The sequence below is a fragment of the Agromyces sp. NPDC004153 genome (assembly GCF_053603635.1).
Map to the genome: position 1 here is coordinate 596,173 of NZ_JBSGFY010000002.1, position 12,516 is coordinate 608,688.

14 protein-coding genes, 2 tRNA genes and 1 riboswitch are annotated in these 12,516 nt (G+C 72.9%); of the genes, 7 read left to right on the plus strand and 9 right to left on the minus strand.

Annotated features, from left to right (window positions below; all coding sequences use genetic code 11):
* The first annotated feature begins 21 nt into the window (after positions 1 to 21).
* The gene (locus ACWEOH_RS16735) at positions 22 to 1,248 is read left to right on the plus strand and encodes a cation:proton antiporter (RefSeq protein ID WP_452032868.1); all 1,227 of its coding nucleotides are present in this window, start codon (positions 22 to 24) and stop codon (positions 1,246 to 1,248) included.
* A 31-nt stretch (positions 1,249 to 1,279) separates the two neighbouring features.
* A tRNA-Arg gene (locus ACWEOH_RS16740) sits at positions 1,280 to 1,352 on the plus strand.
* Positions 1,353 to 1,355: 3 nt separating this feature from the next.
* Here the strand turns inward: ACWEOH_RS16740 and ACWEOH_RS16745 are convergent.
* On the minus strand, positions 1,356 to 1,931 hold the full coding sequence (locus ACWEOH_RS16745) for a uridine kinase family protein (protein WP_452032870.1): 576 nt from the start codon (positions 1,929 to 1,931) through the stop codon (positions 1,356 to 1,358).
* Positions 1,932 to 2,019: 88 nt separating this feature from the next.
* Here ACWEOH_RS16745 and orn point away from each other — a divergent pair, with 88 nt between their 5' ends.
* The 4 genes from orn (at position 2,020) to ACWEOH_RS16765 (ending at position 4,478) form a co-directional block, all read left to right on the plus strand.
* A complete protein-coding gene (gene orn, locus ACWEOH_RS16750) occupies positions 2,020 to 2,640 on the plus strand; it encodes an oligoribonuclease (RefSeq protein ID WP_452032872.1) in 621 nt (206 codons plus the stop codon).
* A 44-nt stretch (positions 2,641 to 2,684) separates the two neighbouring features.
* Positions 2,685 to 2,760: transfer RNA gene (locus ACWEOH_RS16755), tRNA-His, on the plus strand.
* A gap of 92 nt (positions 2,761 to 2,852) precedes the next feature.
* Positions 2,853 to 3,200: a metallopeptidase family protein gene (locus ACWEOH_RS16760; RefSeq protein WP_452032874.1), complete on the plus strand. Its 348-nt coding sequence runs from the start codon at positions 2,853 to 2,855 to the stop codon at positions 3,198 to 3,200.
* 24 nt (positions 3,201 to 3,224) lie between these two features.
* Positions 3,225 to 4,478, plus strand: a complete 1,254-nt coding sequence (locus tag ACWEOH_RS16765) for a hypothetical protein (RefSeq protein ID WP_452032876.1) — start codon at positions 3,225 to 3,227, stop codon at positions 4,476 to 4,478.
* Positions 4,479 to 4,508: 30 nt separating this feature from the next.
* Here the strand turns inward: ACWEOH_RS16765 and ACWEOH_RS16770 are convergent, their stop codons facing one another.
* The 8 genes from ACWEOH_RS16770 to ACWEOH_RS16805 form a co-directional block, all read right to left on the minus strand.
* Entirely contained in the window at positions 4,509 to 4,769 is a 261-nt protein-coding gene (locus ACWEOH_RS16770; protein ID WP_452032878.1) for a hypothetical protein, read from the minus strand.
* Positions 4,770 to 4,785: 16 nt separating this feature from the next.
* On the minus strand, positions 4,786 to 5,457 hold the full coding sequence (locus ACWEOH_RS16775; RefSeq protein WP_452032880.1) for an ATP-binding protein: 672 nt from the start codon (positions 5,455 to 5,457) through the stop codon (positions 4,786 to 4,788).
* A complete protein-coding gene (locus tag ACWEOH_RS16780) occupies positions 5,441 to 6,220 on the minus strand; it encodes an energy-coupling factor transporter transmembrane component T family protein (protein WP_452032881.1) in 780 nt (259 codons plus the stop codon). Before ACWEOH_RS16780 ends, ACWEOH_RS16775 begins: the two co-directional genes overlap by 17 nt.
* Positions 6,217 to 7,710 (minus strand): ABC transporter ATP-binding protein, encoded by a 1,494-nt coding sequence (locus tag ACWEOH_RS16785; protein ID WP_452032883.1) that lies wholly within the window; start codon positions 7,708 to 7,710, stop codon positions 6,217 to 6,219. The genes ACWEOH_RS16780 and ACWEOH_RS16785 overlap by 4 nt, the downstream gene beginning before the upstream one ends.
* Before the next feature lies 1 nt (position 7,711).
* Positions 7,712 to 8,341, minus strand: coding sequence for an ECF transporter S component (locus ACWEOH_RS16790; protein WP_452032885.1), 630 nt, complete (start codon positions 8,339 to 8,341; stop codon positions 7,712 to 7,714).
* Between the two features lie 37 nt (positions 8,342 to 8,378).
* Positions 8,379 to 8,488, minus strand: a riboswitch (TPP riboswitch).
* Between the two features lie 54 nt (positions 8,489 to 8,542).
* Entirely contained in the window at positions 8,543 to 8,905 is a 363-nt protein-coding gene (locus ACWEOH_RS16795) for a hypothetical protein (RefSeq protein WP_148734783.1), read from the minus strand.
* Between the two features lie 30 nt (positions 8,906 to 8,935).
* Positions 8,936 to 10,225: a DNA polymerase IV gene (locus tag ACWEOH_RS16800; protein ID WP_452032888.1), complete on the minus strand. Its 1,290-nt coding sequence runs from the start codon at positions 10,223 to 10,225 to the stop codon at positions 8,936 to 8,938.
* 74 nt (positions 10,226 to 10,299) lie between these two features.
* Entirely contained in the window at positions 10,300 to 10,956 is a 657-nt protein-coding gene (locus ACWEOH_RS16805; RefSeq protein WP_452032890.1) for a hypothetical protein, read from the minus strand.
* Positions 10,957 to 11,148: 192 nt separating this feature from the next.
* Between ACWEOH_RS16805 and ACWEOH_RS16810 the strand changes: the two genes are divergently transcribed.
* Positions 11,149 to 12,447 (plus strand): acyltransferase family protein, encoded by a 1,299-nt coding sequence (locus tag ACWEOH_RS16810; protein ID WP_452032891.1) that lies wholly within the window; start codon positions 11,149 to 11,151, stop codon positions 12,445 to 12,447.
* Positions 12,448 to 12,516 lie beyond the last annotated feature (69 nt).

Genomic DNA, 12,516 nt, shown 5'->3' on the forward strand with positions numbered 1-12,516 from the left:
CCGAGGGACCTGGGGGCGGACATGGAAGTCGACTACTCGCTGGGCACGCTGGTCCTCATCCCGACGATCGCGGTGATCGCGCCGCTGCTCGTCCGAGGGCTCGGGCGCTGGGTGGCGATCCCGCTCGTCGTGTTCGAGATCGTGCTCGGCCTGCTCCTCGGGCCGGCCGTGCTCGGCTGGATCCAGCCCGGTCCCTTCGCGCAGGCGTTCTCGGACTTCGGGCTCGCGATGCTGTTCTTCCTCGCGGGCAGCGAGATCGACTTCCGCGCCATCCGGGGCCGGCCCATCGGTCGCGCCGCGATCGGCTGGATCGTCTCCCTCGCGGCCGGCTTCGGCATCGCCGTGCTCTTCGCGCCGAACCTCGGCGCGGCGGCCTTCATCGCCATCGCGCTGACCTCGACGGCGCTCGGCACGATCATGCCCGTCCTCCGCGACTCGGGCGACCTGCGCACGCCGTTCGGCGTCGCCGTCATCGCGCTCGGCGCCATCGGCGAGTTCGGCCCGCTGCTGGCCATCTCGCTCTTCCTCAGCGGCCGTTCGCCCCTCGTGGCGACCCTCGTGCTGGTCGGCTTCGCCCTCGTGGCGGCCGCGGGCATCTGGCTGGCCACGCGCGACGTGCGGCACCGGGTGCACCGCGTCATCACGGCCACCCTGCACACGAGCGGCCAGTTCGGCGTGCGCCTCGTGGTGCTCGTGATCATCGCGCTCGTCACGCTGAGCCTCGTGCTCGACCTCGACATGCTCCTCGGGGCATTCACGGCCGGCGTGATCTACCGGCTGCTGCTGTCGGGCGCGCCGCAGCACGACATCGAGATGATGGAGAGCAAGGTCGAGGCGCTCGGCTACGGGTTCTTCGTGCCCGTCTTCTTCATCTACACGGGCGTCACGTTCGACCTCGACTCGCTCCTGGCGGACCCGCGCACGCTCGCCCTCGTGCCGATCTTCCTCGTGCTCCTGCTCGTCGTGCGCGGACTGCCGTCGCTCCTCGCGGCGCCTGCTGGCTCCAGCGCGCGCGATCGGGCGGCCATCGGCCTGTTCGGGGCCACCGGCCTGCCGATCATCGTCGCGGTCACGGCGATCGGCGTCGAAGCGGGCGACCTCTCCAGCGGCACCGCCTCGGCGCTCGTCGGCGCGGGCATGCTCTCGGTGCTGCTGTTCCCGCTCATCGCGCTGGCGCTGCGCAGGCGATCGCCGGATGCCGCGGCGCGCACGCGCGAGGACGACGCCTTCGTGCCCACCGAGGGGTGATCCAGCACGGCCCGGTATGCTGGCGTGGCCGGCCCCCGTAGCTCAGCGGATAGAGCAGCAGCCTTCTAATCTGTCGGTCGCAGGTTCGATTCCTGCCGGGGGCACCGTCACGCCGAGGCGTCGTAGCGCAGGTCGGCCCGTTCACGCGGCCGGTGCCGCGCGGCGAAGTCGCGCTCGTTCGGCGCCCACACGTCGTCCCACACGGAGACATCCGCGTCGCCCCGCAGCAGGTCGCGGGCGCGGCCGCGTTCGGTGGCCGTGTCGAGGTCGACGTCGACCCAGATGCGCACGTCGAAGACGTCGTCGAGGTCGTGGTGGAACAGGCCCACCGCGTCGACCACGAGCACGGATGCCGCGGGCAGCGGCTCCGCGGGCCCCAGCGTGCCGGTCGCCCAGTCGAGCCGGCGGAACGTGCTCGGCCGGCCGGCCCGGAACGGCTCGAGCACTTCCGCCCGGAGTCGGGTGCGATCGAACGCCGCCCAGTCGGCCGATCGCTCGCGCGTGAGCTCGGGATGCAGGAAATCGTCACCGCGGATGCGCACGCTGCCGGGCAGCTCTTCGACCAGGCGGCGGGCCAGCGTGGACTTGCCCGCGCCGCCGAACCCCGAGACGCCCACGACGATTCGGGGCGACCGCGACGTCGCCGACCGGATCGCCTCGAGCACCTCGTCGAACGTCGCCACCCGGCCAGCATATGGGCGCCGCGTCGAGGGGTCGTCACGGTACCGGCGTCGACGGCCGGCTGTCCGACGCCCCCGGTAGACTCGCCGCATGGCAACCTCGAGTGACCGACTGGTCTGGATCGACTGCGAGATGACCGGCCTCGACCTCGAGGTCGACGAGCTGGTCGAGATCGCCGTGGTCATCACGGACTACGACCTCAACCCCGTCGACGGCGGGCTCAGCATCGTGATCAAGCCCGACGCGAGCGCGCTCGAGAACATGGGCGAGTTCGTCCGGGCCATGCACACCGAGTCGGGCCTCATCGAGGAGATTCCCAACGGCGTGAGCGTCGCCGAGGCCGAATACGAGGTGCTCGAATACGTGCTGAAGCACGTCCCCGAAGAGCAGCGTGCTCCCCTGGCCGGCAACTCGATCGGCACCGACCGCGGGTTCATCGCGAAGTACATGCCGCGGCTCGACTCGCACCTGCACTACCGCAACGTCGACGTGTCCTCGATCAAGGAGCTCGCGAAGCGCTGGTTCCCCCGCGCCTACTTCAACTCTCCCGCCAAGAACGGCGGTCACCGCGCGCTCGCCGACATCCTCGAGTCGATCCGCGAGCTGCACTACTACCGCCGAGCGATCTTCGTCGCCGACCCCGGTCCGTCGAGCCAGGAGCTGCAGACGCTCGCCGCCGCCGTGGTGGACGAGTTCGAGGCGAAGGTGTAGTAGTCTCTTACAGTTGCCTCGATCGCCACGGCGGTCGACACATGGTGGGTATAGCTCAGTTGGTAGAGCGCCTGGTTGTGGTCCAGGAGGTCGCGGGTTCAAGCCCCGTTACTCACCCCAATCGCCTGGTCGCGGTGCGGTTCCAAAGATCAGGTCGCGGGTTCAAGCCCCGTTACTCACCCCAAATCTTCGCGCCACCGACGGGAGCAGTCGTGGAACTCGATGGCGAAGCGTTCGAAGCCCTGGTCGTCGACGAGCTCGACCAGCTGCCCGACGACATGGTCGACGGCCTCGAGAATGTGGTGTTCGTCGTCGAGGATCGCCCCGAGGACGGCTCGCTCGACCTGCTCGGCCTCTACGACGGCTATGCGCTGACCGAGCGCGACCGCTACGGCATGGGCGAGATGCCCGACCGCATCATCCTGTATCGCGAGCCGCTGTTGGCCGTCGCCGACGACGAGGAGCAGCTCCGCGAGGAGATCCACATCACCCTCGTGCACGAGATCGCCCATTTCTACGGCATCGACGACGACCGGCTGCACGAGCTGGGCTGGGCCTGACCAGCCTCCGGTTACGCTGAACGCATGACCTCCCCCGGCCGGATCATCGGCATCACCGTCGGCGCGCTCGCCATCCTCGGCATCGGCGTGTACGGTCCCGCGATGCTGCTGGGCCCGCTCCCCGACGTGACGGTGCGAGCGGCCGCGGCGGCCGCCGCCCCGGCCGAGATTCCGGCGCTCACGCTGCCCGAGACGGGCTCGAGCGCCATCGCCGTGGTCGGCGACGACGGCACCGCCGAGACCATCGCGACGGCCGGCGACCCGGCGGCCGTGCCGATCGGCGGCGCCGCGAAGCTCGTCACGCTCCTCGTGACCCTCGACTCGCTCCCGCTGCCGGCCGACGGCGCCGGTCCGGCCATCCCCATCGGACCCGAGGACTACGTCGACTACCTGCGGTACTCGGGCGAGGGGTCACGTTCGGTGCAGGTCTCCCCGGGCGAGACGTGGACCGAGCGCGACGTCGTGCGGGCGATCCTGCTCGCGTCGAGCAACAACCACGCCGACACGCTCGTGCGCTGGGCGTTCGGCTCGCCCGACGCCTACGTCGAGGCGGCGAATACGTGGCTGGCCGAGCAGGGCTTCACCGCCACGCGCGTCGACGACGCCACCGGGCTCTCGGGCGACAACGTGGGCACGGCCGACGAGCTCGCGCGCCTCGCCGCCCTCGTCCTCGCCGACGACCAGCTCGCGGCCATGCTCGACGATCCCGAGGCGGCGCCGCCCGGCGCGCGCGTCGTGCCCGACCTCGTCGGCCGGGCCGACGACGGCGCCGTGCGGGCGATCACCCGCAGCTTCACCGACCAGGCGGCGCTGAGCTACGTCTTCACGACCGAGCTCCCCGCCGTCGAGGGCGTCGAAGGCCTCCGTCGCATCACCGGCGCGATGCTGCTGATGCCCGATTACGAGACGCTCGACCCGGCCGTCACGGCGGCCGTCGACTCGGCCGCCGCCGCCTCGGCACCCGTCACGGTCATCGCCGAGGGCACGCCCTACGCACGCGTCGTCGCGCCGTGGGGCGACGAGGCGGAGCTGGTGGCGTCGGTCAGCCGCACGGATGCCGCGTGGGGCTCCGCTCCTGGCGAGGCATCCGTCACCGTCGACGAGTTCTCGACCGCCCCCGAGGGCCGCGAGGTGGGCCGCGTCTCGGTGGCGACCGCGACCGGCGAGCTCGCCTCGCCGCTGCGGCTCACCGGCGACATCAACGACCCGGGGCCGGTGTGGCGGCTCACGAACCCCGCGACGGTCATCGGCGCGTTCCTCGCGGGTCAGGCGTCCTGACCCGACGGCGTCACCGCCTGCGAGGCGGCGTCAGTCGTTGTCGTCCTCGTCGAACTCGGCGGGATCGGAGTCGTCGGCGTCGAACCGGAATCGGACCCGCATCTGCCCGTTGACCTCGCGCTGGTCGACCGCGTCGTACCAGAACAGCGACTCGAGGCCATCGATGGCGGCCACCATGCCGACGCGCTGCTCGGTCTTGCCGCCCACGAGCACGCGGTGCTCGAAGTCACCCTCGAGCGGGCCGTCGATGAACTCGGCGACGTACTCTGCTGGACCCGTGTCTGCGCTCATGGCACTACGTTATCCCTCACGCTCCGGCGTGCACAGCCACCGCGCCCGCCGCGGTCCCGGGCTCGGTCCGCCCGTCGGGCGCCGCGCGGAGGCGCACCGTGGCTCGACGCTCGGGCGACGTGCGCCGCACGTGCCGTCGCCACTGCCGTTCCCAGAGCTCCCAGTACGGGTCGTAGGCGCCCCGGTCGCGTCGGAGCGCCCGTCGCTTGCGCGTCGACTCCGAGGCGTCGACCCACACGTGCACGGCGTCGTCGGCGGGCGCACCGGCGGTGAAGGCGCCGCACCCCTCGACGACGAGCCCGTTCCGGCCGGGCCGCACGCGCTCGAGCACGCCCGGTGCGTCACGGGCCCAGTCCCAGCGGCGCCAGCTGCCGACGGCGCCGCGCCGGGTGGGCGGCAGGAGCGTCCGCGCGAGGTCGGAGCCGGCGCGCTCGAGCCCCGTCCACCCCCGGTACACGTCGTCGAGCCGCACGAGGGTGGGCGGCGGACCGGGCCAGCGTTCGATCACGGCATCAGCCAGCGTGGACTTGCCCGCGCCGCTCGGTCCGTCGATGAGCACGACGGGCGAGCGGATGCCGCGGGCCGCTGTGAGCACAGCCGCGACCGCCGAGGAGGCGGGCTCGCCGTCGTGCGCGCCGACGGCTCCTCCGCCCGTCTCCCGCGGCGCGGCCTCAGGCCCAGATGACATTCCAGCTCCCCGTCACGACCGCGACCGCCGCCGAGAGCGCCGCGACGAGGCATCCGACCGCGATGACGACCCACTCGCGCCCGCCGAAGTGCGCGACTCGCGCCCACGTCCGCTCGCCGGGCGCCCCGAACCCGCGCGACTCCATGGCGGTGGCGAGCGTGCTGCCACGCCGGATCGCGAGGACGAGCAGCGCGAACGCCTGGCCGAGCCCGCGTCGGATGACACCGTGGTCGGCGATCCCCCGCGCGCGCCGGGCGAGGCTGAGCGTGCGCCAGTCGTCGATCGACGAGCCGACGAGCCGCAGCGCCGCGAGGGCGCCGAGCACGAACCGGGCGGGCAGCCGGAGCGTCTGCGCCAGCCCGTCGGCGAGGTCGGTGGGGTCGATCGTGAGGAAGATGACGACGGCCGGCAGCGCGATCGCGATGACGCGCAGGGTGGTCGCGATGCCGATCTGCACGGATCCCTCGGTGACGTGGATCACGCCGAAGTCCCACAGCACGGCGCCCGACGGCGCACCGTAGAGCACCATGCTGATGCCCGTGAGCGGCGCGGCGATCCAGACCGGCAGCGTGCGACGAGACCACAGCAGATGACCGAGCCCGATCGCGGTGAACAGCACGAGCTCGCACGCGATCGCGACGGCCGCCGACACGGCGTCGAGCGTGAGCACCAGCACGATGCTGAGCGGCACCGTGGCGGCGATCTTCGCGACGGGGTTGATCGTCGCGAGCGGCAGCCCGGGGCGGATCGCGGCGATGCTCATCGGACGCCTCCACCCGACGGCAGCGGCACCGCACCGAGCTCGAGGCGGCGGTCGGCGATCGCGTCGACGAACACGTCGTCGTGGGTGACGGCGACGACCCCGACGCCGTGATCGCGGAGGTCGACGATGAGGCGAGCGAGCTCCCGCCAGGTCGTGGCGTCCTGCCCGAAGGTCGGTTCGTCGAGCACGAGCATGCGCGGGCGCGTGGCCAGCGCGCTCGCGACCGAGAGGCGGCGCTTCTCGCCGCCCGACAGCGTGAAGGGGTTCGCCTCGGCGAGCCGCTCGAGCCGCAGCACGGCCAGCAGCTCGTCGACGCGGCGCTCGCGCTCGTCGGCCGGCAGCTTCAGCGCCCGCGGCCCGACCTCGAGCTCCGCGCGCACCGATCCGGTGAGGAACTGGTGCTCGGGGCTCTGGAACACGGTGCCGATTCGCGTGAGCAGGTCGCGCGAACGCCAGCGCCACGGCTCGCCGCGGAGCCCGCCCGCGAGCTCCGCCGACGGCTCGATACGTCCGCCCTCGGGGCGGAGCAGGCCGGCCAGCGTGAGCGCGAGCGTCGACTTGCCGGCGCCGTTCGGCCCCGTCACCGCGAGGATGCCGCCCGCATCGACCGTGGCGTCGACGCCGCGCAGCACGGGCGAGCCCGGAACGCGGGCGACGTCGAGCCCCTCGGTCACGAGCAGCGGATGCCGCGCCGACGCGTCGCGCGCCGGCGCGCGCCACGGCACCTCGTCGGGAAGCCACACCCCGGCCGCCCGGAGCTCGGCCCCGCGTTCGGCGAGCACCTCCCCCGGCGCGCCGTCGGCGAGCAGGCCTCCGCCCGCGCCGAGGACGACGATGCGGTCGACCGCCGGCAGCCAGGTGGACACCCGATGCTCGATGACGACGAGCGTCGCACCCGTCTCCTCGGCGACGCGCGCGACCGCGTCGCGCACCTCGCGCACGCCCGACGGATCGAGGTTCGCGGTGGGCTCGTCGAGGAGGATCAGCCCCGGCCGCATGGCCAGCACGCCTGCGAGGGCGAGCCGCTGGCGCTGGCCGCCCGACAGGTCCGCGGTGGCGTGCTCGAGCGGGAGGTCGAGTCCCACCGCGTCGAGCGCCGCCCGCACGCGCGGCCAGATGTCGTCGCGGGCGACGCCGAGGTTCTCGAGGCCGAACGCCACGTCGTCGCCGAGCCGGGCCATGACGACCTGCGCGTCGGGATCCTGCAGCACGAGGCCCGACCGGCCGCGCGACGCCGCCGCCGGGCGCCCGTCGACGAGCAGCTCGCCGAGGACCTCGCCCTCGTCGTCGCCGCCGAGCACGCCCGCCATGCCGTGCAGCAGGGTGGACTTGCCCGACCCCGAGGCGCCGAGGAGCAGCACCCGCTCGCCCGGTCGGATCTCGAGGTCGAGGTCGTGCACGGCGGGCAGGCGCCGCCCGCCGTGCCGCCAGCCCCAGCCGCGGGCGACGACCGACGCCGCGCCCGACGACGACGCATCGCGCGTCGCCACGTCAGACCGTCCGGAGCTCGCGTCCCGCGGCGAACCGGTCGAGCGCGCCCGCCCTGGCGAGCCCGCGCACGGCGAGCCACGACAGCCCGCCCGCGATGACCGCGCCGCCGACGACCGCCGAGATCGTGTAGACGATCGCGAACGTCGGCGCGGCACCGGCGTACCAGAGGATCAGGTCGTTGATCGCCATCGCGAGGCCGGCGCCCGCGCCGGCGAGGAGCGCGACCGGCAGGCGCCAGTTGCGGTACAGGAAGATCGCGAAGACCAGCTCGGCGCCGAGGCCCTGGACGAGCCCGGCCTCGATCGTCAGGAGGCCGCCCCACTGGCTGCCGATGAGCGCGGAGACCACGGCGGCCACCAGCTCGGTGTAGACCGCGGCGCCGGGCTTGCGGATGATCAGGGCGCCGAGCACGCCGGCGATGAGCCAGACGGCCGCCGGTGCGGCCTGCAGCCCCGGCAGCAGTGCCTCGATCGGCGCGGAGATCGGTCCCCAGACGACGCCCCAGGCCCAGAAGACGACGCCGACGGCGACGCCGATGACGCTCGCGACGACGATGTCGACGACCCGCCAGCGGAGTCGACGCCCGCCGGAGCGCGCAGTGGAAGCGGATGATGCGGTGGTTGCGTGCACTGTCGTGCCCTTTCGGTTCGAGGAAAGAGGCACGGGAATTGAGATGCGCTGCCCTCCCTGCGCTGGCATGACCCAGATCAGGTTCGACGGTCGAAGGTTGAGAACCTTCCTCTCAGCCCGGCTCACCGGACTCCCGTGTTCGAGACCGAGTATACGCGTGACGACGCGTCCCGACGTCGCCGCCGGGACCGTTGGCGCCGGTCAGTGCTTCAGCGCGCGGATGATCATCTTGAGCGCACGGCCCGTCGCCCAGACGAGCGGCGTGGCCACGAGCAGCAGGCCGATCACGTTCGGCTCGAAGCGCACCTCGCCACGGCTGCCGACGTATGCGCCGAGCGGAATGGACACGCCGCCGCCCCCACCGCCGCTGCCCTCGCCCTCGCCCTGCAGCTCTCTGCCGACGTTGCCCCCGCCGCTGCCGCTGCCGCTGCCGCCACCGAAGCCGTACGCGCCGAGCGCCACCGGGATGATCTTGGTGCCCTCGACATCCACCGTGTCGCCGTACGAGGTCTTCACCCCGACGCTCGAGACGGTCCCCGCCAGATCCAGTACGAGCTCAGCCATGCGGGCCACGCTACTCGCGGATGCCGCGGCCTACCACCCCCAGCCCGCGGCTGCGGCCTCGGCATCGTCGTCGTCGGGCCCCCGGCTCGGTCGCTCGGGTCGTCGCTCGCCGCCCGGACGGACGAGCGTGGCGGGCCGCACGGCGCCCGTGCCGAACTTCGCGGTGACCTGGTCGATCGTGCGCTCGGCGTCGCGCCACTCCTCGTCGGGGTCCCACAGCATCGCGCCGCTGCCGCTCGGCCTCAGGTGCTCGGCCCGCACGCCGATGAGCCGTACGCGCTCGCCGTCGCCGATGAGTTCGCCGAGGGCGTCGGATGCCTCGTCGTAGATGCGGCGCGCGACATCCGTCGGCTCGGCGAGCGTGCGCGAGCGCGTGACCGTGCGGAAGTCGCCGTAGCGCAGCTTGAGCGTGACGGTGCGGCCGACGAGGCCGGCCTTGCGGAGGCGAACCGCGACGTTGTTCGAGAGCCGGAGCAGCTCGCGCCGGATCTCGACGGGATCGACGAGGTCGTGTCCGAAGGTGTTCTCGTGGCCGATGCTCTTCTCGGTGCGCGTGGTGTGCACGTCGCGTGGGTCGATGCCGTTGGCGAGGCGCCCGAGGCGATCGGCGAGCGCCGGCCCGACGGCCCGTTCGAGGGCGTCGTGCGGCATGGCGGCGACGTCGCCCACCGTGCGCAGGCCCAAGCGCAGCAGCGACTCCTCGGTAACCCGCCCGACGCCCCAGAGCGCGGAGACGGGGAGCGGATGCAGGAACTCCACGGTCTGCGCCGCGGGAACGACGAGCATGCCGTCGGGCTTGGCCCGGCTCGATGCGACCTTGGCGACGTACTTCGTGGCCGCGACGCCGATCGAGCACGTGAGCCCCGTCTCGCCGCGCACCCGCTCGCGGATCGTCCACGCGATCTCGGCGGGACTGCCGTGCAGGCGCCGTGCACCCGACACGTCGAGGAACGCCTCGTCGATCGAGAGCGGCTCGACGAGCGGCGTGAGCTGCTCGAAGATGCCCATGACCTGCTTGGAGTACGTCGCGTAGCTCGCGTAGTCGCCGCGCAGCACGATCGCGTTCGGGCAGCGCTGCAGCGCCACCGACATGGGCATCGCCGAGTTCACGCCGAAACGACGGGCCTCGTAGCTCGCCGCGGACACGACCCCCCGGCCGGCGCTGCCGCCGACGAGCACCGGCTTGCCGCGCAGCTCGGGGCGCTTGAGCAGCTCGACCGAGACGAAGAACGCGTCCATGTCGACGTGCAGGATCGGGGTCGCCGAATCGTCGACGGGGCCGGTGGTGACCTGCCTCGACGAGCCGTCCTGCTTGCTCATGCCCCGACCCTAGCGCCAGCCGCCGTCATCGGCCGGGCCCGCGAATGCGCGACCCGGCCGAGGATCGGGGCGACTCAGAACCCGAAGTCGCCGCCGCCGAAGTCGCCGCCGCCGAAGTCGCCGCCGCCGAAACCGCCGCCGTCGTAGCCCCCGGCGTCGTAGCCCCCGGCGTCCCCTGACGCGTCGGCTCCGGCGTCAGCCGACGCGTCGGCGCCGGAGTCGCCGCTCGTGTCGCCCGAGCCGTCGGCGCCGGCCTCGAGGCTCGACGGGTCGGGCAGGAACGCCTGCGCGATCGCCGATCCGACGACCACACCGGCGACGGTGCCGAGCAGCGAGCTCGCGAACATGCCGCCCATCGAGGGACCCGCGACGCCCTGGCGGCGGCCGGCGGAATCCGCGTTCGCGAACGCGCGCTCGACGCTGCCGGGCTGGCGGAGCTCCTGCCGTGTCGCCGCGCGAGCGAGGGCGGACGGCTCGTCGGAGACGAGTCGCTCACCCGCCGGCGCCTGCTTCGACAGCGACTGGTAGACCAGTCGACGCTGCTCGGGCGACAGCTTCGCGAACGCCTCGGCGTGCACGGCCTCGATCGACTCGGGCGGGGCGGTGCGCAGCAGGTAGCGGTACCGCTCGACGGCCAGTTCGTCCTCGCTGAGCTGGCGTGCGGGCGGAACGGGCCGGGCGGGCTGCTCCGCCCGGTCGTCGGTGCCGAACAGTCGGTCAAGGAAGCCCATGGTGTCCTCGTCAATCGTCTCAGGGGAGCACCAATCTACGGGTGCCGGCATCACGTCGCCTGTGAGTCCACGGATGCCGCGGCGGCGCGCCCTGCTCTCGGACGTCTCCGCGCGAATCGCACTCGACGCCGAGCACTCGCACGGCCGCGATCGTGCGACACTTCTCCTAGGCCAGCCAACGTCGGAGGCACCGTGACCGAGTCGAGGGTGACGCATCCCGCAGCTTCCGCGCGCGGCGGAACCGCCCGCGACCCCGCGATGGACCTGGTGCGGGTGGTCTGCGTGATGCTCGTCGTCGCCGGGCACCTGCTCATGATCGGCGCCACGATCGTGCCGGGGCGGGGCCTCGTCGTCGAGCGCACGCTCCTCGAGACGCCGTGGATCGGCCCGCTGACGTGGATCGCGCAGATCATGCCGCTCTTCTTCGTCGTGGGCGGGTTCGCCGGGATCGGCGCCTGGCGGCGGCTCGAGGCCTCGGGCGGCACGGCGTCCGACTACATCCGGTCCCGCATCCTCCGGCTCGCCCGCCCGTCGATCGTGCTCTTCGCCGCCCTCGCGGTCGGGATCCTGGTCATGCACCTCACGGGGGTCGATCCCGTCTCCATCCGCCTCATCGGGCTCGGCATCTCCGCGCCGCTGTGGTTCCTCGCCGCCTACGCCTTCGCGCAGGCGTACCTGCCGGGCCTCGCAACGTTCCACGCCCGGGCGCCGTGGTGGACGCTCGCCACGCTCGCGGCCGGGGCGATGGCCTGCGACATCCTGCGGTTCGCGACGGGCTTCGAAGCGCTGGCGCTGCTCGACATGACGTTCGTCTGGCTGTTCGCGCAGCAGCTGGGCTTCTGGATCGCGGACGGCTGGTTCGCGCGGCGCTCCCCGGCCACGGTCGCGGCGATCGGCGCCGGAGCGTACCTCGTGCTGTTCGGCCTGGTCGGCCTCGGCTACCCGGGCAACATGCTCGACAACCTGTGGCCGCCGACGTTCGCGATCGTCGCGTTGGCGGTCGGGCAGACCTGTCTCCTCGTGCTGGCGCATCCTGCGCTGACGAAGCTCGTCTCCGTGCGCTGGGTGCGGAGCGTCGTCTCGGTGGTCGGTGATCGGCTCATGACCGTCTACCTCTGGCACGTGCCCGTGCTCGCGCTCGTCATCGGGCTGCTGCTGCTCACCCCGCTGCCCACGCCCGCCGCCGGGTCACCCGCGTGGTGGCTGACTCGGCCTGCGGTGCTCGTCATGATGGTCGTCGTGCTGGCCGGGATCTCCGCGGTGCTCGGACGGCTCGAACGGCCGGCGCCCGCGCCCAGGCAGCGACCGTCGGACTGGGCGACCGGGCTCGCGTCGGCGTGCATGGTGCTTCCGCCGTTCGCCGTGCTCGTCTGGGGGCTCGACTTCCTGGTCGCGGCCTGCAGTGCGCTGCTGCTGTCCGGCGCGGTGCTGCTCCTCAACCCGCTGCCCGCCCGGGCGCGCGAGCGCGATCCGAGCACGGTGACGCCCTAGGCGCGGGCGCGCCGAGGGCAGGCTCGCACCCAGGCATGGTTCGGGGCCGCGCGCTCGCTCGTGCCAAGG